Annotated in this window: 15 protein-coding genes and 2 riboswitches; of the genes, 4 read left to right on the top strand and 11 right to left on the bottom strand. The window is 64.6% G+C overall.

Annotated elements, in window-relative coordinates; genetic code table 11:
• Positions 1-3: 3 nt before the first annotated feature.
• Positions 4-693: an aquaporin Z gene (gene aqpZ, locus RBA41_RS03100; protein WP_306620929.1), complete on the bottom strand. Its 690-nt coding sequence runs from the start codon at positions 691-693 to the stop codon at positions 4-6.
• 168 nt (positions 694-861) lie between these two features.
• Entirely contained in the window at positions 862-1,749 is an 888-nt protein-coding gene (locus RBA41_RS03095) for a CPBP family intramembrane glutamic endopeptidase (RefSeq protein ID WP_306620927.1), read from the bottom strand.
• Between the two features lie 170 nt (positions 1,750-1,919).
• Between RBA41_RS03095 and RBA41_RS03090 the strand changes: the two genes are divergently transcribed.
• Together RBA41_RS03090 and RBA41_RS03085 are read left to right on the top strand one after the other, a co-directional pair.
• A complete protein-coding gene (locus RBA41_RS03090; protein ID WP_306620925.1) occupies positions 1,920-3,551 on the top strand; it encodes a M28 family peptidase in 1,632 nt (543 codons plus the stop codon).
• 82 nt (positions 3,552-3,633) lie between these two features.
• Entirely contained in the window at positions 3,634-4,329 is a 696-nt protein-coding gene (locus tag RBA41_RS03085; protein WP_306620923.1) for a dienelactone hydrolase family protein, read from the top strand.
• Between the two features lie 2 nt (positions 4,330-4,331).
• On the opposite strand, the gene RBA41_RS03080 is transcribed toward RBA41_RS03085, so the two are convergent.
• The 8 genes from RBA41_RS03080 to RBA41_RS03045 all read right to left on the bottom strand — a co-directional run bounded on the left by RBA41_RS03080 (position 4,332) and on the right by RBA41_RS03045 (position 16,398).
• Entirely contained in the window at positions 4,332-4,844 is a 513-nt protein-coding gene (locus RBA41_RS03080) for a hypothetical protein (RefSeq protein ID WP_306620921.1), read from the bottom strand.
• Positions 4,845-4,849: 5 nt separating this feature from the next.
• Positions 4,850-5,386 (bottom strand): peptide deformylase, encoded by a 537-nt coding sequence (gene def / locus RBA41_RS03075; protein ID WP_306620919.1) that lies wholly within the window; start codon positions 5,384-5,386, stop codon positions 4,850-4,852.
• Positions 5,383-6,276 (bottom strand): UTP--glucose-1-phosphate uridylyltransferase GalU, encoded by an 894-nt coding sequence (gene galU, locus RBA41_RS03070; RefSeq protein ID WP_306620917.1) that lies wholly within the window; start codon positions 6,274-6,276, stop codon positions 5,383-5,385. The genes def and galU overlap by 4 nt, the downstream gene beginning before the upstream one ends.
• Positions 6,263-8,296 carry an NAD-dependent DNA ligase LigA gene (ligA, locus tag RBA41_RS03065; RefSeq protein ID WP_306621347.1) on the bottom strand — a complete coding sequence of 678 codons (2,034 nt, stop codon included), beginning with the start codon at positions 8,294-8,296 and terminating at the stop codon, positions 6,263-6,265. The genes galU and ligA overlap by 14 nt, the downstream gene beginning before the upstream one ends.
• A 62-nt stretch (positions 8,297-8,358) precedes the next feature.
• Positions 8,359-9,513, bottom strand: coding sequence for a cell division protein ZipA C-terminal FtsZ-binding domain-containing protein (locus tag RBA41_RS03060; RefSeq protein WP_306620915.1), 1,155 nt, complete (start codon positions 9,511-9,513; stop codon positions 8,359-8,361).
• A complete protein-coding gene (gene smc, locus RBA41_RS03055) occupies positions 9,510-13,037 on the bottom strand; it encodes a chromosome segregation protein SMC (protein WP_306620913.1) in 3,528 nt (1,175 codons plus the stop codon). The genes RBA41_RS03060 and smc overlap by 4 nt, the downstream gene beginning before the upstream one ends.
• Positions 13,038-13,171: 134 nt before the next feature.
• Entirely contained in the window at positions 13,172-13,840 is a 669-nt protein-coding gene (locus RBA41_RS03050) for a phosphatase PAP2 family protein (protein WP_306620911.1), read from the bottom strand.
• A 128-nt stretch (positions 13,841-13,968) separates the two neighbouring features.
• Positions 13,969-16,398: a DUF1631 family protein gene (locus RBA41_RS03045; protein WP_306620909.1), complete on the bottom strand. Its 2,430-nt coding sequence runs from the start codon at positions 16,396-16,398 to the stop codon at positions 13,969-13,971.
• Between the two features lie 258 nt (positions 16,399-16,656).
• Here RBA41_RS03045 and RBA41_RS03040 point away from each other — a divergent pair, with 258 nt between their 5' ends.
• Together RBA41_RS03040 and RBA41_RS03035 are read left to right on the top strand one after the other, a co-directional pair.
• Positions 16,657-17,262, top strand: coding sequence for a methyl-accepting chemotaxis protein (locus tag RBA41_RS03040; RefSeq protein ID WP_306620907.1), 606 nt, complete (start codon positions 16,657-16,659; stop codon positions 17,260-17,262).
• 210 nt (positions 17,263-17,472) lie between these two features.
• A complete protein-coding gene (locus RBA41_RS03035; protein WP_306620905.1) occupies positions 17,473-17,757 on the top strand; it encodes a hypothetical protein in 285 nt (94 codons plus the stop codon).
• Positions 17,758-17,932: 175 nt separating this feature from the next.
• Here RBA41_RS03035 and RBA41_RS03030 read toward each other — a convergent pair whose 3' ends face one another.
• Positions 17,933-18,493, bottom strand: coding sequence for an ATP-dependent Clp protease proteolytic subunit (locus RBA41_RS03030; RefSeq protein WP_306620903.1), 561 nt, complete (start codon positions 18,491-18,493; stop codon positions 17,933-17,935).
• Between the two features lie 139 nt (positions 18,494-18,632).
• Positions 18,633-18,718: riboswitch (glycine riboswitch) on the top strand.
• 18 nt (positions 18,719-18,736) lie between these two features.
• A riboswitch (glycine riboswitch) is annotated at positions 18,737-18,842 on the top strand.
• Positions 18,843-18,859: the final 17 nt, after the last annotated feature.

The raw sequence follows: 18,859 nt of genomic DNA, 5'->3' as shown, positions 1-18,859 counted from the left end.
GGATTACTTGTCGTCGCTGGCGATGAAACGGTAAACCAGCGCACCGAGCAAGGCACCAACGATCGGCGCCACCCAGAACAGCCACAGCTGGCCGACTGCCCAATCGCCCACATACAGGGCCACGCCGGTGCTGCGCGCCGGGTTGACCGAGGTGTTGGTGACCGGGATGCTGATCAGGTGGATCAGGGTCAGCGCCAGCCCGATCGGCAGCGGCGCGAAACCGGCCGGCACGCGCTTGTCGGTCGCGCCCAGGATCACGATCAGGAAGAACATCGTCATGACCACTTCCGTCACCAGCGCCGCCAGCAGCGAATAGCCGCCCGGCGAATGCGCGCCGTAGCCGTTGGAGGCAAAACCCTTGCTCACATCAAAGCCGGCGGCGCCGCTGGCGATGACATACAGCACGCCGCCGGCGGCAATCGCCCCGACAACCTGGGCGCCGATATAGGGCAGCAGTTTCGACGCCGGAAAGCGCCCGCCGGCCCACAAGCCGATCGACACCGCCGGGTTCAGGTGGCATCCCGAGATGTGGCCGATGGCGTACGCCATGGTGAGCACGGTCAGGCCGAAGGCCAGCGAGACGCCGTGCAAGCCGATGCCGACGCCCGGAAACGCCGCCGCCAGCACTGCACTGCCGCAACCGCCGAGCACGAGCCAAAATGTTCCGAGAAACTCGGCGCTGTACTGTTTCATGAAATTATCCTTATGGGTGAGGTGGTAGGGACGAACGGGTTCGCCGCGCGACAGAGGGATCTGTAGCCGTTGAGCAAGCATATTGCCATTGATAAACAACTATCGCAACAATAAAATTGCGGATTTGATCATGTTGCAGTGACAGACGTGCGCGCCCGCGCCGCTGCCTCAGGCTGGGCTCAAGCGTGGATAGGTGAATGCGATGAAGTGGATGCCATTGAGCGCCAGGTGCGCCAGGATGGCCGTTTCGATGCGCTTCGAGCGCAGGTAGGCATAACCGTAGCCCAGGCCGGCCAGGCTTGCCAGTCCGGCGAACGGCCACCCTCCACCCGCGTGCGCCAGGCCGAACAGGAGCGCCGCGACGCACATCGCAATGCCTGGCCCCGCCTTCCAGCGCTGCATGGCGCGCGCCAGTTGCTCCTGGATGAAGCCGCGAAAAAACGCCTCCTCGGTCACGCAGGTAAACAGGAGGTTCAGCGCGATAAACACCGGCGTGTACGCGAACAGCTTGAGATCGACATCGACATCTCCCACCAGCACCCCGAGCGGCAGCACGAGCAGCGGCGTGCCGAGAATGATCCAGTAATGGCGCCCGACCTCGCGCCACTGCTCGCGCGTGCGTGCCGGCACGCAAAACAGAGCGAACAGGATCAGTCCGGCGGCGGCCTTATCGAAATTGAGGCGGTGCGTGACCGGCTCTGCCGCCGCGCTGATCACCATGTCGGTCACCAGCGGCGGATTGACGAAACCCGGAAAGCGATGCAGCGACATCGCCAGCATCATGCATCCCATCGCCACCATCAAGAACACGTGCAGCGGTCCGCTCTGGCTGCGCTTGGCCGCGTATGCCAGCGCGCCGAGCACGGCGATGGCCGCAAGGGCTTGCAGCGACAGCAGCCCGGTCGCCACGCCGCTGGCGCAAGCCAGCACCAGCAAGCACAGCCACGGCGGAACGTCCACACCGGAACGCAGCTTCAGCGGCGCAAGCCATAATGCGCAGACGGCAAGCGCCAGCAAACCGTAGGTCGTCACGAGCGCGACTGAAAGATGAAGCATGGCGAATTCCCGATCAGGCCGGCTGCGGCAAGGATTTAAAAGTTGCAAAATTGTAATTGATAAACACCCTGGAATCAAGCTGCCCAGGACCGCCTGCGGCGAACCCGCGTTGCACGACTGCGCCATTCATGGCACGATGCTCCCCCTCGTACATTTTCAATGGAGCATCAATGCGCCGCGTTTCCGCACTTGCCATCGGCCTCGTCCTCGCCAGCCAGCCGGCCCTCGCCCAGAAACACGGCGCAACGAGTACGCCGACGGTGGCCGAAGCGCCGCTGCGCGCCCACCTGTCCTTCCTCGCCGATGACATGCTCGAAGGCCGCGGCACCGGCCAGCGCGGCGGCGAACTGGCCGTGCGCTATCTCGAAACCCAGGCTGCCGCCATCGGCCTCTTGCCCGGCGTCGGGAAAGTGTACCGCCAGTCCGTGAACATGGTCGGCACCAAGACCCTGTCCACCAGCGCGGTGAGCTTTGATGTCGGCGGCAAGACGATGTCGCCGCAGCTCGGCAAGGAGATCGTCTTCAACAACGCCAGCGGCAAGTCCAGGGTGCGCTTCGACGCGCCGGTGCTGTTCGTCGGCTACGGCATCAGCGCCGACGATGAAAACTGGGACGACTACAAGGGCGTCGACGTCAAGGGCAAGCTCTTGATCATGATGGTCAACGACCCCAAGCCCACGGCGGCGGAACCGGACCGCTTCGGCGGCAAGTCGCTCACCTACCCCGGGCGCTGGATGTACAAATACGAAGAAGCGCTGCGCCGCGGCGCGGCTGGCGTACTGCTGATTCACACGACCGAGTCGGCCTCCTACCCGTGGAGCGTGCCGGCCAATGGCATGAGCAAGGAGCAGTTCCACCTGGCCGGCGAAGGCAACGCGCTGCAAGGCTGGCTGCAGGAAGAGACGGCGCGCGCCCTGTTCGCCGCCGCCGGCCAGGACCTCGACGCCTTGCGCGCCAAGGCGGAAGTGCGCGGCTTCAAGGCGGTCGATCTGAAAGCGCATGCCAGGGTCGCCGTCGACAGCGCCATCCGCCCGGTCGAACAGTTCAACGTGGTCGGCATCGTGCCGGGCACCGACGCCAGGCTCAAGGAACAGGCCGTGATCTATTCGGCCCACTGGGACCACCTCGGCATCGACAGCGCCGAGGGCAAGCCGGATCACATCTGGAATGGCGCGGTCGACAACGCCTCCGGCTCGGCCGCACTGCTGGCGATGGCGCAGGTGGCGGTACGCCAGCCAGCCCGCCGCACCCAGATTTTCCTGTGGCCATGCGCCGAGGAACAGGGCCTGATCGGCAGCCTTGGCTACGTGCGCGACCCGGTCTGGCCGCTGGCAAAAACGGCGGCGGACCTGAACCTGGACAGCATGAACTTCGTCGGCCTCACGCGCGACATCGGCGTGGCCGGTGCGGAGCGCAGCAGCCTGCACGCCAGCGCCGCCAAGGTGGCCAAGGCCATGGGCCTGCGCCTGGCGCCGCCGATTCCCGACCTGGGAGGAGCCTACTTCCGCGCCGACCATTTCAATTTTGCCAAAGCGGGCGTGCCGGCGTTTAATGTGGGGTCGGCGGTGTTCTCGGGCGACGGCAGCTTTGAGTTCGACCACGAACACGGCGCCTCAAACGCGAAGATGGTCGGTTTCAAGGATCACTACCATCAGGTCAGCGACGAGTACAACCCGGCCTGGGATTTGCGCGGCATGGTGCAGCAGGCGCAGTTCACGCTCAATCTCGGGTATGAGGTAGCCAATGCGGCCACCATGCCGACCTGGAACAAGGGTGACCCGCTGGGGAAGGTCAAGCGCTGAGCAGGACGCCCGTGCTACGCGGGCGTTCCGGTTTCCCTGTTTGTGCCACAATCGCCTCCTCACCAGCGCAAGGAGGCAGCACATGAACGAACGCATCACCATCGACACGCCCGACGGCACCTTCGGTGCCTATGTCGCCCGTCCGGCCGCCACGCCCGCCCCGTCCATCGTGGTCCTGCAAGAGATCTTCGGCATCAACGCCGACCTGCGCGAGACGTGCGACCGCTTAGCCGCGCAAGGCTACATCGCGGTCTGCCCCGACCTGTTCTGGCGCCTCGAACCGAATGTGGAGCTGACCGACAAGACCGACGCCGAATGGAAAAAGGCCATGGGGCTGTATAAGGCGTTCAACGTGGACAAGGGCGTGGACGATATCGCCGCCACCCTGGCAGCGGCGCGCGCCCTGCCCGGCGCGACCGGCAAGGCGGGCGTGATGGGCTTTTGCATGGGCGGCCTGCTGACCTTCCTGACCGCCACCCGCGCCAAACCCGACGCCGCGGTCGCCTACTACGGCGGCGGCACCGAGAAGCACGCCGACGCCTTCAACAATCTCGCCTGCCCGCTGATGATGCACCTGGGCGAAGCCGACGAATACATTTCAGCAAGCGCCCGCGCCACCATCGCCAGAGCGGCCGAGGGCAACCCGCTGGTGCAGATCTTTACCTATCCCGGCCAGAACCACGCCTTCGCGCGCTGGAACGGCGTGCACTTCGACGCGCAGGCGGCCACGCAGGCCAACGACAGGACGCGGGCCTTTTTCGCGCAGCACCTCAAGTAGGATTACTCGAACAGCTTGAGTTTGAGCTGCACCGAAATCCCGCCATGCAGCCGGTCTTTATAGGTCGGCACCACCGCCACGTTCACGCCCACGCGCTTGTACTCGAACGTGGCGGTCGGAATCGCAGCCAGGAACCAGCCGCCGTCGCGCATCTTGGGGTAGCCATCGAAGCCGCCCAGCACCGCCCCAAGGCGCACGCCCGCGTACGACAGGGGCTGGTAATACATGCCCACATACTTCGAGTGCTGGCGGTCGCTGTTGAAGAAACGTCCCGCCGTCAGCGCCGAATGCTCCGACAGGCGGTACTCGACGCCGACCCCGGGATTGCGCCCGTTGAGATCCTTGTCGCTCTGGAAGTGGTAGGTCGCAAAGCCGCTGGTGAGCCATACCTGGCTGCGCTTCTCGCTGCCGTCGAAGGCGGTGGCGGTGGCGTCAGGGGTGGCCGCATTCTGGGCCAGCGCCGGAGCGCACACGAACAGCGCCAGGCACAGGGCCGGCAAAGTCTTCAATATCATGGTGGTCAATCGTCTTCGTCAGGGTCCAGGTCGGGGAACATGACCTGCGTGTAGCCAAATTTGGTGAAGTCCTCGATCCGCATCGGATACAGGATGCCGAGCAGGTGGTCGACTTCGTGCTGCACCACGCGCGCATGAAAGCCGTCTACCTCGCGCTCGATGCGCTTGCCATGCTGGTCCACGCCTTCGTAGCGCAGCTGCGTGAAGCGCGGCACGCTGCCGCGCAGTCCCGGTACCGACAGGCAGCCTTCGAACGCTTCTTCCTTCTCGTTCGACAGCGGCGTGAGCACGGGATTGATCAGCACCGTCTGCGGCACCGCCGGCGCGTCCGGATAGCGCTGGTTGTCCTTGAAGCCGAAAATCACCAGCTGCAAATTGACGCCGATCTGCGGCGCGGCCAGCCCGGCACCATTCGCATGGTGCATGGTGTCGAACATGTCGGCGATCAGCGCCTCCATGGCCGGCGTGCCGAACTCGCGTACCGGCTCGGCCACCCGCAGCAGGCGCGCATCGCCCATCTTGAGGATCTCGCGGACGGTCATGAGAAATTCTGCTCGCGGTGCAGCTGTTCGAGGAAGGTGCGGAAGCCTTCGCCGGTTTCAGGGTGCTTCAGGCCCATCGCCGTCATCGCCGTCAGGTAGCCTAGCTTGGAGCCGCAATCGTAGCGCTGGCCCGTATAGCGGTAGGCCAGCACGCGTTCGGCCGCCATCAGCGCGGCAATGCCGTCGGTGAGCTGGATTTCGCCGCCGGCGCCGGTGCCGATGTGCTCCAGGTAGCGGAAAATCTTGGGCGACAAAATATAGCGCCCCACCACCGCCAGGGTCGACGGCGCCACCTCGGGCATCGGCTTTTCGACGATTTCGGACACCAGTTCCAGGTTTTCGCGGTACGAGGTCGCTTTCACGATGCCGTACTGGCGCGTGTTCGCGCGCGGTACCTCTTGCACCGCCAGCACGCTGCATTGCTCGTAGGCGTAGACGTCGGTCATCTGCGCCAGCACCGGACGCTCGCCCGGATCGGTGTCCATGAAGTCGTCGGCCAGCAGCACCGCGAACGGCTCGTCGCCCACCACCGGACGCGCGCACAGCACCGCGTGCCCGAGTCCCAGCGGCGCCGACTGGCGGATGTAGATGCAGTTGATGTTCTTCGGGATGACGTTGCGCACCAGTTCGAGCAGCGCCTCCTTGCCGGCCGCTTCGAGTTCCGATTCGAGTTCGTAGGCCTTGTCGAAATGGTCTTCGATGGCGCGCTTGTTGCGGCCCGTGATGAAGATCATTTCGGTGATGCCGGCGGCGACCGCCTCTTCGACCGCATACTGGATCAGCGGCTTGTCGACGATCGGCAGCATTTCCTTCGGCTGTGCCTTGGTGGCCGGCAGAAAACGGCTACCGAGACCGGCTACGGGAAAGACTGCTTTTCTAACTGGATTCATCTTGATTCGGTTCCGTGGAAGATGCTGTCGCCAGCAGTGAAAGAAGGGCCGCTTCGTCGAGGAGCGTGATGCCGAGCTCCTGCGCCTTGGCCAGTTTGCTGCCGGCATCCGCACCGGCAACGACATAGGAGGTCTTTTTCGATACCGATCCGGAGACTTTGCCGCCGGCCGCTTCGACCAGCGCGCCGGCTTCGTCGCGCGACAGGGTCGGCAGGGTGCCGGTGATGACGAAGGTCTTGCCGGCCATGGCGCCCGTGTTTTTCATCACGTGCTCGCCTTCCTTCCAGCGCAGCACGCCGGAGAGAAGGCGCACCAGCGCCAGGTTGTCGGCATCGGTCAAGAATTCGCTGATCGAGCGCGCCACGATCGGGCCGATGTCGGGCACTTCCAGCAGTTGCAGCCCGCCTTCGAAGCTGGCCGCGTGCAGCAGCGCTTCGAGGTTGCCGAAGTGCTGGGCCAGCGCCTTGGCGGTCGACTCGCCCACGTTGCGGATGCCGAGCCCGTAAATGAAGCGCGCCATGGTCGTGTCGCGCGATTTTTCGAGCGCGTCGACCACGTTCTGGGCCGACTTGGCGGCCATGCGGTCCAGGCCCGCCAGCTTGTCCTTGTCGAGCGTGTACAGGTCGGCCGCGTTGTGGATCAGGCCCTTGTCGACCAGCTGTTCGATCAGCTGGTCGCCCAGGCCTTCGACGTCGAGCGCGCGGCGCGATACGAAGTGCATCAGGCCACCCTTCTTCTGGGCGCTGCAATGCGTCCAGCCGCCGGAGCAGCGCGCCACGGCTTCGTCATCCATGCGCACGATCGGCGAGCCGCACACCGGGCAGTTGGCCGGCATGACGAATTCGCGCACATCAAGCGGACGCCGGTCGGCCACGAACGACACCACTTCGGGAATCACGTCGCCGGCGCGGCGCACGATGACCGTGTCGCCGATGCGGATATCCTTGCGCCGCACTTCGCCTTCGTTGTGCAAGGTGGCGTTGGTGACGTTCACGCCGCCCACGTTGACCTGCGCCAGGCGCGCCACCGGGGTGATCGCGCCGGTGCGGCCGACCTGCACTTCGATGTCGAGCACTTGCGTGAGCGCTTCTTCGGCCGGAAATTTGTGGGCGATGGCAAAGCGCGGCGCGCGCGACACAAAACCAAGCTTTTGCTGTTGTTCGAGGCGGTTGACTTTATACACCACGCCGTCGATCTCGTAGGCCAGGCTTGGGCGGCGCTTGCCGATGTCGCGGTAGTAGTCGATCAGGCCTTGCGCGCCGGTGACGACGGCGCGCTCGCTCGACACCGGCAGGCCGAGCGTCTGGTACCAGTCCAGCAGGGCCGAATGCGATGGCGGCATGTCGGCCCCTTCCAGCGCACCGACTCCGTAGGAAAAGAAGCGCAGGCTGCGCTGGGCCGTGACGCGCGAGTCGAGCTGGCGCAGGCTGCCGGCGGCGGCGTTGCGCGGGTTGGCGAATTCCTTCTGGCCGGCGTCGCGCTGGCGCGCATTGAGCTTGGCGAAGTCGGCCTTGTACATCAGCACTTCGCCGCGCACTTCGAGCACCGCCGGCACCGTGTCGCCATGCAGGCGCAGCGGAATGGCGCGCACCGTGCGGATGTTCGCCGTGACGTCTTCGCCGGTGGCGCCGTCGCCGCGCGTGGCGGCCTGCACGAATACGCCGTTTTCGTAGCGCAGGCTGATCGCCAGGCCGTCGAATTTGAGTTCGGCCGCATACTCGACCTGCTCCGCGTCGAGGCCTTCGCGCGCGCGGCGGTCGAAATTCTCGATATCCTCGTCCTCGAAGCCGTTGTTCAGCGAGAGCATGGGAATGCTGTGGGTGACCTGCTTGAATTCGGGCAGGGGCGTCGCGCCCACGCGGTAGGTGGGCGAGTCGACCGATACCGCTTCCGGGTGCGCCGCTTCGAGCGCCTGCAGTTCGCGGAACAGGCGGTCGTACTCGGCGTCCGGAATGGTCGGCGCATCCTGCACGTGGTACGAAAAAATGTGGCGATTCAGTTCGGCCGTGAGCTGCGTCATGCGGTCGAGGTAATCGCTGTCCTGCGTTGCTGTTGTTGTTGTCGTCACGATGATCTTTGTTATTAGCTGAACAAGCGCATGGCGCGCGTCGAACCGGCCGGAATGTCGGCCGCTTCCATCTCCTGGTAGAAATCGAGCACCTGGCTGTTGATTTCGGCAAGCGCCTGGTCGGTCAGCGGCTGGTCGCTGTCGTCGACGATGACGGCGTCCAGGCGCCCCACCAGCGCCTTGGCGCAACCCAGCATGGCGCCGAAGCCGTTGCGCGCCGGCGCCACGCATGGCACGTCCAGCAGCAAGGTCAGGCGCGAGGTGGTGTCGGCGCCGAGGGTGACGTTGGTGGTCAGCGTGAACAGCTGGCCGCCGTCGCCGTCCGGCATGATGTAGCGCCCGTCGGGACGCACATCGAAGCCCTGCTTCTCCAGCGCGCCGATCAGGGTCGCGATCGACCACGGGGCGCCGTACGACATCAGGTTCACGCCCAGCTGGGCGTCGTGCCCGGCCACGAAGCGGTGCAAGGTGCGCGACTCGCCCATGACTTCGATCATGTCCGGAATTTCCGGCTCGGCGCCGATGTCGTCGGCCACCGCGCGCAGGCGCGTGACCAGTTCGGAGTATTCGAGTTCGTTCAGGGCCGTGGTACGGCTGGCCATCTGCACGCCGGCCTGCAGCTTGGTGTAGACGCCGCCGTGGACGATCGGTTCCCAGTCGCCGTTCACGTGCAGGCCGATGAAGTGCACCGGCTTGTTGCCGACGTGGCGCAGGGTGTGCAGGATCGGCAGGATTTTGTCGCCCCGCACCGGCGCTTCGAGCGCCAGCGGAATCAGGACATCGATCAGCGGGTCGACCAGGCTGGTGGCCAGCTCGGTGGCCGGGCTCAGTGCTTCCACCGGCGCCGCCACGGGCGCCACTGGCGCCACCGGCGCGACTGGCTGCGCCGCTTCGTCGTCGAAACGCGCAGCCGGTGCTGCTGCGACCGGTGCTGCGACCGGCGCGGGGGCCGCCGCAGGCGTGTCGTCGGCCACCGGGGCCGGCTTGACGTCGAACGTCGGTTCGCTGCGCACGATGTCGCCGGGACGCAGCAGCACGTCGTCATGCTCGGACGAGAAGGCGCGTTCGACACTCTTCTTGGCCTTGTGCTCCTGCCATTTGTTGTACGCGAAGACGCCGGCGACGAATACGCCGCTGGCACCGATCAGGCTCATTTGTAAATCTGTCATGCTGCTTGTGCCTCGGTAGCAAAATTTGCGGCGGACTCCATGTCCACCGCCACAATGCGCGATACGCCCTGCTCCTGCATCGTCACACCGATCAGTTGATTGGCCATTTCCATCGCAATTTTATTGTGCGAGATGAAAAGGAATTGAGTATGGTCGGACATCCGTTTTACCATGCGGCAGAATCGCTCGGTGTTCGCGTCGTCCAGCGGCGCGTCGACCTCGTCGAGCAGGCAGAATGGGGCCGGATTGAGGCGGAACATCGAAAACACCAGCGCGGTCGCGGTCAGCGCTTTTTCGCCGCCCGACAGCAAGTGAATGGTGGCGTTCTTTTTGCCCGGCGGCTGCGCCATGACCTGCACGCCGGAGTCGAGAATTTCGTCGCCCGTCATCACCAGCTTGGCGTTGCCGCCGCCGAAGAGGATCGGGAACAGTTCCGAAAAATGGTGATTGACCTTGTCGAAGGTATCCTGCAGCAGCTCGCGCGTTTCCTTGTCGATGCGGGCGATCGCGTCTTCCAGGGTCATGATCGCCTCGTTCAGGTCATTGTTCTGCGCGTCGAGGAAGTTCTTGCGCTCGGACGCCTGCGCCAGCTCGTCGAGCGCGGCCAGGTTGACCGCGCCCAGCAGCGCGATGGCATTCGTCAAACGCGTCACCTCGCCCTGCAGGTAGGACGGCTTCATGTCGGGATGGAGCTTTTCGGAGAGCGCCGCTTCGTCGGCATCGACCGTCTTTAACGCTTCGGCGAACTGCTCCTGGTTCAGGCGCGCGGCCTGCTCCTTGAGCTGCATTTCCATGATCTTGTCGCGCTGCGGCTGCAGGCTGCGTTCGGACTGGGTGCGCGTGTCTTCGGCGGCGCGCAGCTGCTGCGTGATCTGGTCGAGCTCATGGCGCGCATCGGACAGCGCGCGCTCCTGGCTGGTGCGCCGGTCCAGCAAGTCTTGCAGGCCGTCGCTGGCGGCGCCGCTTTCCAGCGCTTCGAGTTCCATCTGGCCGACCGCGATGCTCTCGCTTACCTGGGCCGCCTGCTGCGTGGCGGTGGCGATATTGCGGCGCAGTTCCTCGATCTTGCTGCGCTGGGTTTTTTCGGCGAACTGCGCTTCCTGGGCCGCGCGCTCCAACTCGCGCAGCTTTTCGCGCGCGTCCGTCAGCGCCTGTTCGCGGCTCAGGAAATCGGTCTGGCCATCTTCGTGCGCGCCCTGCAGCTCGGCCAGTTCCATGTCGAGCTGCTCGAATTTTTCCTCGGACTCCATGCGGACCTGCTGCTGCTCGGCTTCCTGCGCCGCGATCTCGGCCAGGTCGGCCTGGATCTGGGTGCTGCGCTGATTGAAGCGCGCCTCGACCTCGGACTGCTTGACGACTTCGATCTGCAGCGCGTGCACGCCTTGCGTGAGCGTGGCCACGCGCTGGCGCGCATCCTGCAGGCGCCGCGTGAGGTCCGACATGGCGGCGTCGGCGCGCACCGCGCGGGCGCGTGCTTCGTCGGCCAGCATGGTTTGCGCGCGCAGCTGCTTGCCGATGTTGTCGATCTCCTGCTGGCGCCCCAGCATGCCATCCTGCTCGCTATCGGCCGCGTAGAAACGCACGCTGGACTGGGTCACCACGTGGCCCTGGCGCGTGATGAAGGAGCCGCCCTGCGGCAGGCGCGCGCGCTCGGCAAAGGCGCTGGCCGTGTCGTCGGCGGCGAAGACATTGTGCAGCCAGTCGCCCAACAAGCCGCGCAGGCCCGGTTCATTGAGCTTGAGCAGGCTGGCGAACGTTGTGAGGCCCGGCGTTTCGCTTGGGGCCGCGGCGCCGGCGAGCGATGGCGCGTACAGGGCCAGCCTGGCGGGCGGCGCATCGCTGAAAAAGGCCTTGGCCCATTCGATGTTCGACATTTCAAGCGCGCCGGTGCGCTCGCGCAGCACCGATTCGAGCGCCGTTTCCCAGCCCTGTTCGATGCCCAGCTTTTGCCACAGGCGCGGCAGCGCATCGAGTTCGTGCTTTTGCAGCCAGGGCTGGACCTTGCCCTGCGTTTGCACGCGTTCCTGCAACTGCTTCAGGGCCGACAGGCGCGCTTCCAGCTGCGCGTTGGCCGCGGCCTCAAGATTGACCTGGGCCTGCGCGGCGGTGCGTTCATCCTCGGTGCGCTGCTGCTGTTCGGTCGCTTCTTCGAGCAGCATGGTCTGCTCTTCCAGCGCCTGCTGCTTTTCTTCGAGCTGCATGCGCAGGTTGGCCAGATGGCTGCTGTCGGGCAGATTGAGGCCGTTCTTTTCCTGCTGCAGGCGCTCGCGCCGCGTTTGCAGGCCGTTGAGGATGTTCGAGGCGTTGCGCTGGTGCGCCGATTCGAGTTCGATCTGCTGCTGCGCCTGCATGATGCGGGCGCGCGATTCGGTGGTCTTGTGCTGGGCCGCGCGCCAGGCGGCATCGAGGTCCGGCAGGCGCTCGCCCTGGGCTTCGGCGTTCATCTGCGACTGTTCGACCCTCCCGCCCAGTTCTTCGAGCAGGTACTCGGCTTCCTCGATCTGCTGCTGGTAATCCTGGCCCTGCGTCTGCCACTGGTTGCGCTGGGCGTTCAGCGCCAGCAGCTGGTTCTGCAGGCGGCTGCGCGATTCGATGACGAACTTGATCTGCGCTTCCAGGCTGCCGATTTCCGAGTTGGTCTGGTACAGGTGGCCCTGCGCCGTGTGCAGGCGGTCGCCCACCGAAAAATGCGCCTGGCGCATGTGTTCGAGATCGAGTTCGACGTGGCGCAGCTTGGCCGTCTGCTCCTCCAGATCGGTCTGGGCCTGCTCCATCTCGCGGAAGTAGCGATTCTGCTCGGTCTGCGCTTCGTTCTTGCGCAGCAGCCAGAGGAGCTTTTGTTTTTCTTCCTGGTCCGCCTGCAGCGAATGGAATTTGTTGGCGACGACCGCCTGCGCTTCGAGCTTTTCGAGGTTGGCGTTCAGTTCGCGCAGGATGTCTTCCACCCGCAGCAGGTTTTCGCGCGTGTCGTTGAGGCGGTTTTCGGTTTCGCGCCGGCGTTCCTTGTACTTGGACACGCCGGCCGCTTCTTCGAGGAACACGCGCAGTTCTTCCGGGCGCGACTCGATGATGCGCGAGATCATGCCCTGGCCGATGATGGCGTAGGCGCGCGGACCGAGGCCCGTGCCGAGGAAAATATCCTGGATGTCGCGCCGGCGCACCGGCTGGCTGTTGATGTAGTAGGTCGAGGTGCCGTCGCGCGTGAGGGTGCGCTTGACGGCGATTTCGGCGTACTGGCCCCACTGGCCGGAAGCCTTGCCGTCGTTATTGTCGAACACCAGTTCGACCGAGGCGCGCCCGGCCGGCTTGCGGTGGGTCGAGCCGTTGAAAATGACGTCCTGCATGGACTCGCCGCGCAGCTCGGACGCCTTCGATTCGCCCAGCACCCAGCGCACCGCGTCGATGATGTTCGACTTGCCGCAACCATTGGGACCGACCACGCCAACCAGCTGCCCCGGCACCTGGAAATTGGTGGGATCGACGAATGACTTAAATCCCGACAATTTAATGGAAGACAGGCGCACGTTGTATAGCTAGCTCGGGAATCCTAAAGGTGTCCATCATACCATTTGTTGTCATGTTTTCGGCGAAGTGGCGTCGCCCCGTCCGCGAAGCGGCCCCAGATGGCCGGGCGACGATTTTCAGGCCGGCGACGGCGCTAAAAACAGACGTAGTTGAAGTAGCGCTCGGCCTTGGGGCACGGCGGGGAGTAAGGATTGCGCGTCGGGCCCCAGGTGGCCGTCGTGTAGACCCGGTCGGCCCCGGACAGGCCGAGCGCCAGGCCGGTCATCCACTGCTGGGAATTGTGCGGTTCGCCCTTGTACGGAATGCACAGCACAGCCAGGGTCAGCGCGATCAGGGTCAGGCTGGGCTGGAACTGGCGGTTCGAGCGCACCAGCGAGATGAATGCGGCCGCGCAGGCCAGTCCGAGCAGGCAGCCCAGGATCGCCTCCGAACTGCTGTGGGTTTCGACCATCACGCGCGAAAGCGCGACACCGACCGCCAGCGCCACGCCCAGGCTGACCGCGACATAACGCCACATCTTGGTGCGTCCGCACAGCGCCAGGTAGGCCGCCACCGGAAACACGGCCGCGGCGCGCGCGGCGTGACCGCTGAAGCCCGCGAAATGCAGCGCTTCGATGCCGACGCCCCAGCCGAGGAAGGCGATCTTGCTGGCGATGACGATGAACAGGGTGGCGCCGAACAGCAGGCACCAGTACAGGGCGCGCAGGCGGCAGTGGGCGGCGGCGAGCCAGACGGCAATGGCGATACCCAGGGGGGCGGTGACGGCGATGCCGCCAAGCGCGGTGAGGTGATACCAATTCATAGACAAAAGCCGGAAGTGAAAAAAGCCGGGCATGGGCGGCAATGCAGAACTGTCCAATGCCGCTCAGGCCCGGCCCGAATGATACGCGAATGTTAACAATGCGCGAATACTAACGGAACACGCCCTCCTCAGGCAGCGACCGACTGCGCCGATTTTTCCGCGTCGCCGAGCGCTTCGTCCATTGCCTGCGACAGCGCGCGGCCGACCACGCCCTCGACCTTCATGACGCGCACGCGCTGGGCGCGGTAGGCGTCGATGAGCTTGTCGGACGAGAGGGAAAACGCTTCCTGGCGCGCCCCGGTCGAGAAAATGTACAGGGTACGCAGCGGGCTGATCCAGGCCAGCTTGACCTTGCGGATGCTGCCGTCAGGATCGGTGAATTCGATCCACATATTGCGTTCGAGGGCGTCGACGCCCAGTTCGGCGTCGTCCAGTTCGGCGTGGGCCGCTTCTTCGGCCGCGGCCAGGGCTTCGTTTTCCTTTTCCAGCCGGCGCATGGCGTCTTGCTGGGCAACTTCGACGGCGATTTCTAGCTGGCGTTCCGGCGTGATGTCGAGCGGAGCGCGCACGATTGAAGCGTGGCACTCCGCCAGGTCGGCGAAGAACTGGATGCGGTCGGCATCTTGCCACTTGATGACGTCGAGCCATTTGTTCAGGGTGGCCAGCAGGCTCGGCAGCTTGCCGATCAGGTCGCGCCGCTGTTCGTGCGTGATCTTCGGCTTGACGCTCCAGATCAGCTCATCCATCGTCTTGGTGGCATTGCCGACCGCGCCGGGCTTGTCGTCCTCGACGCTGTAGGCGACCGTCATGACGGAGGTCCACTTGTTTTCGAGGAAGGTCTCCAGCATGGCCACGACCTGCCCGCTGCCGACCCGCGCGGCGACCGCGCTCCTGGCCGAACGGGTGGCGGCGGTGACTTTTTCCTGGCGCAAGGCCGCGGCGATCGGCGCCGCGATGGCGGTCGCGGCCGCCGTTTCCTCGGCCTTGATGGTTTCTTCGAGCTCGGCCACCACTTCCGAGAACACGTCGGCCGGCGCGCCGCCGTCGTCCTGGTCGCGCCCGACCCGCTCCACGCCGCGCTGCATGACCTGGAACAGCGGATCGTCCGGGCCGGAGCGCTGCTCCAGGCCCATGGTCGACATCAGGTCGATCATGCGGCGCGCCGGGTGCGTTTCCTCAAAGAAGAAATTCTTGTCGGCCAGCGCCGCCTTGAGCACCGGAATTTGCAGCGACTGGATCAGGTCGCGCGAATCTTTCGGAATGTTCGGATCGAGGAAGACCGTCTCGAAAATCTTCGACAGCAGGTCGATGGTGCTTTCATCGCCGCGCGACAGTGATCCTTTTGGAATGCTTTCCTTCAAGCGCGGCAAATAAAACACATTGCCCGCCTGCGCCTCGGCCGGGGTCGGCGCCACGTTGCTGAATTGTTCCGGCATGCGGCCCTGCAAGCCCTTGAGCACTTCGAGCAGGGAAGCGGGAACCATCACCTGGCCGCCATCCATGGCCTGGCCGAAGCCGCCCGCGGCAATGCCGCCGCCGCCCGCAAACTGGGCCGGCGCGAAGCCGCCCGCGGCGTGGCTGCCCTGCCCCGGCCCGCCGCCCTGGTGCGCCGGGCCGCCATGCCACGGCGCGGCCGGCACGCTGGCCTCGCCCGCGTCGCCGCCTGGCGCGCCCTGGAAGGCGGCGGCGCCGCTCGGACGCCAGCCGCCGGCCGATGGCGCCATGGCCGGCAGGTCGGGAATCATCGGGATGTCGAAGGCGGACGCGGCCGCCGGCGCATCATCGTCGTCGCGCAGGAACTGGCGCAACTGCTTGGCCAGTTCGGCCTGGCCGCTGGCGCGCGCTTTCTTGGCCGCGGCCGCGCTTTCGGTTTTCTTGATCTTGAAGGCGTCCACCGAGCCGGGCTGGATACCCTTGTTCATCAACAGGTCGCACAGCGCGTCGTACATCGGCGCAAAGTCGAACAGCAGCGACGGGCGCAGCATCGGCAGGATCAGCCCGTGGGCTTCCTCGTCCGGCTCGAACTCGCGCCAGGCTTGCTGCAGGGCCGACAGGAACATTTCGGGACGGAAGGGATTCTGGCTGATGCGCAGCACGTCGCGTTCGAGCAGGAAGCCGAGGCGCACATTGAGGGTGGCGATCTGGGTCGCGTACTGCATTTCGAAGGGACGGCTGATGGCGTCGAAAGCGACGCGGCTGTCCATTTCCTCGTAGGGAACCAGTTCCAGCGTGGCGGGCAAGGCCATCGCGGATTTTTTAAGCGGCGGCAACAGTACGTCGACCTCGGCACGCATGGCGCGCCCGATGCCGGCGGCAGCGACATGAAAGAAGGCGTAGGTGTTGTTTTTTAGCAGATTCCCCGACTTGACCCGCTGAAACACGGCGCGTGCATCGAGCGCCGGGTCGGTCACATCAAGCAACGCCGCAACGAGACGCGTCGCCACGGCCATCAAGTGGTCGTTGGCATGCTTGGTCACGGTCACGACCAGCGCCTCCAACAGCTCGTGGCGCGACGGACCAGTCTTCCTTGCTGCGGCGGATGGTGAAGGTGGAGCCATTGTCTGCTCGTTGGGGGGTTAGAGATCTTTTGCCATAACAAACATTCTCTCACATTATTGCCGACTGGCAACGGGAAAATTTGAAACAAAGCGTTATTTTTTGTTCAAGCGCCTTATTTTCATGACCATTCTTGCTTTTCCCTAAAGCAAAAGCCAATTTTCGTCATTTGGACTGTTGATGAAAAACAAACCCTAAATAAAAAGTTTCTCTAACATAATTACAATTCCACACGGCAATTTATTTCTTGAGGACTAGCCATGATAACGATCCGCCGCCGCGATCTCAAGCTCACCCTGTCCCTGGGCTTTGCCGTCCTGGTCGGGCTGGGCGTCTGGCTGTCCATTGTACTGCTGAGTCAGCTTGAACAGATGAAAGCGGTAACGGCACCTGCGGTCCAAAGTTTAGGCGATCGTTGGGGCCCCTTGACCGGCATCATGCTCGACGACGCCGCGGCGCGCGCCGAGGCCGATTACGCCGCGGCCCGCCTGTGGGTCTGGTTTTGCATAAGCGCCAACGCGGCCGGGGCCGTGCTGCTGGGGCTGTGGATCAAGGCAGCGATGGTTGCGCCTCCCGCACAGGTGCGGCGCAAGGCTGGCGCGGCGACGTTGACGGTGGCGGGCAACGGGCTGATCGTGCGCGCCATCGAGCGCAGCGCGCAGTCCGGCGCCGGGCTCGCCATGCGCGGCGAGCCCGACGCGGCGCGCGCCTTGCCGGCGCCACGGACCGCAGGTGCTGGCGATGCGGCGGCACGGCTGGCCCGGCTGAGCCGAATTATCGACGCCGTCGCCTTCCAGACCACCATCCTCGCCGTCAACGCCGCGGTCGAGGCGGCCCGCGCGGGACAGGCGCCGCCACGCCGCTGAGCGTGCGTCACCAAGCGTATGCCAGCAAGTGATTTCTTCGCTGCATTAATTGCAATCCTATAGGAACTACTCCTACACGAGTGCAAGGTGAATTCCGATACCTCTTCAACGGTGCGGCTCGCATGATGATGTCACCGGAAACGCTGAAGAGAGCGCCTCTTCAGCATCACCGGAGAGCACGACATTTTCAAACTTTCAAAAGGAATGAACATGAACTCGAATCAGAAAAGCGGTCAGGGCAACAAGCAAAGCGATAGTTCCAGCTCGAACAAGCAATCGGGCTCGCAAGGTTCCGGCAGCGGTTCGCGCTCCGGCGGCGGCACCCAGGGCGGCACCCATGAGCAGCACGTGGAAGCCGGCCGTCAAAGCCATAAGAATGACGACAAGGACAGTGGCTCGAAACAGTCCGGTTCGGGTTCGGGCAACAAGCAGTCGGGATCGAATTCCGGCAGCAGCAGCGGCAGCGGCAACAAAAGCGGCGGCGACAAACGCTGATCGCTAGCATGACGCGGGCGTCGCCGGGTTTCCGGGCGGCGCCATGCACTATTTAAACAGGAAGCAATAGAAAGAGTCTGCACCGGCCCGGCCGTTGACAGGCTCTTTTTTTGACCGCGCGCCGTTACCCGCCGTCGCTGCCGGCACGGCCGGTCAGGACGCCAGGTTCGCTGGTTCAGATATTGCGAATGCGAACGCCCTTCGGCGGCGCAAAGTCGGCCACGTCATTGATCACGCGGGCGATCTTGGCATCGCGCGCGGTCAGGTGCAGGTCGGAATACTGGTGAATCGCCCACTGCTCCGGCAGCAGCTCGATGTGCTTGCGCAAAATCGATTCAGTGCGCGCATCGTCGGCGCGCAAGCCTTCGACGATGATATTGAGCGCATCCGGACGCGCGCCGGGCGATGCCGTCGCATGCGATTTGTGCACCATGAAGCGCGCCGTCTCGCTGGCGTAGCGCCGCGTGCCGGACAGAAACAGGATGACGGCGATCGACGCCACCGCCCCCGCGTTGTACATGACGAACTTGACCGGCGAATTCGACAGGAAGTTGTACAGGCACAGCCCGTCGCTGACGTAGCCGCCGTTCGACTGGATCAGCACGTGCGCCGTTTCGACGCCGTTCTCGCTCATGCCGGACACCGCCTCGAACACGCGGTGCACCATATCGCTGTTCACATCGCCCGACAAGGTGAACCAGGCATCGGTCTGTTGGATCGTTTTTTCTTCGCTCATGGCTGTGTGCTCGCAAAGTAGATGAATTATTTTAACAAATCGGGACAAGCATGGTTTTCAATGGGGAGCTCATTCGTGCGCGCCCCTACCGGACGTCCCCCGCAAGGTTGACAGTTACGCCCTGCTGGCATATCCTCCACAGTCTTGATCGGGAGAGGGCAGCGCACGCTGCCGCCGAAGGGGCATCACCCAAAAACTCTCAGGCAAAAGGACCGGTCAGGGGTCGGCGGCGCACAGCGCCCCCGGCTGAACTCTGGAGAGCGGCCGCGGCACCATGCCGGCGGCCCACCGAAGGGGCAGGCGGACTTCAATCCGCTATCTCTCAGGTACCAAGGACAGAGGGGCGCGAAGCATTCAGGGACGGCA

Source organism: Massilia scottii (assembly GCF_030846495.1).
Lineage (GTDB): Bacteria > Pseudomonadota > Gammaproteobacteria > Burkholderiales > Burkholderiaceae_D > Telluria_A > Telluria_A violaceinigra.
This window is presented reverse-complemented; position numbering and strand designations above follow the sequence as displayed.

Coding starts and splice junctions, on each gene's coding strand:
- ligA (WP_306621347.1), bottom strand. CDS start 8,296: ATGACGCAGCTCACGGCCGAACTGAATCGCCACATTTTTTCGTACCAC.
- RBA41_RS03080 (WP_306620921.1), bottom strand. CDS start 4,844: ATGATATTGAAGACTTTGCCGGCCCTGTGCCTGGCGCTGTTCGTGTGC.
- RBA41_RS03050 (WP_306620911.1), bottom strand. CDS start 13,840: ATGAATTGGTATCACCTCACCGCGCTTGGCGGCATCGCCGTCACCGCC.
- RBA41_RS03030 (WP_306620903.1), bottom strand. CDS start 18,493: ATGAGCGAAGAAAAAACGATCCAACAGACCGATGCCTGGTTCACCTTG.
- RBA41_RS03045 (WP_306620909.1), bottom strand. CDS start 16,398: ATGGCTCCACCTTCACCATCCGCCGCAGCAAGGAAGACTGGTCCGTCG.
- RBA41_RS03090 (WP_306620925.1), top strand. CDS start 1,920: ATGCGCCGCGTTTCCGCACTTGCCATCGGCCTCGTCCTCGCCAGCCAG.
- galU (WP_306620917.1), bottom strand. CDS start 6,276: ATGAATCCAGTTAGAAAAGCAGTCTTTCCCGTAGCCGGTCTCGGTAGC.
- RBA41_RS03060 (WP_306620915.1), bottom strand. CDS start 9,513: ATGACAGATTTACAAATGAGCCTGATCGGTGCCAGCGGCGTATTCGTC.
- RBA41_RS03035 (WP_306620905.1), top strand. CDS start 17,473: ATGAACTCGAATCAGAAAAGCGGTCAGGGCAACAAGCAAAGCGATAGT.
- RBA41_RS03095 (WP_306620927.1), bottom strand. CDS start 1,749: ATGCTTCATCTTTCAGTCGCGCTCGTGACGACCTACGGTTTGCTGGCG.
- aqpZ (WP_306620929.1), bottom strand. CDS start 693: ATGAAACAGTACAGCGCCGAGTTTCTCGGAACATTTTGGCTCGTGCTC.
- RBA41_RS03040 (WP_306620907.1), top strand. CDS start 16,657: ATGATAACGATCCGCCGCCGCGATCTCAAGCTCACCCTGTCCCTGGGC.
- def (WP_306620919.1), bottom strand. CDS start 5,386: ATGACCGTCCGCGAGATCCTCAAGATGGGCGATGCGCGCCTGCTGCGG.
- RBA41_RS03085 (WP_306620923.1), top strand. CDS start 3,634: ATGAACGAACGCATCACCATCGACACGCCCGACGGCACCTTCGGTGCC.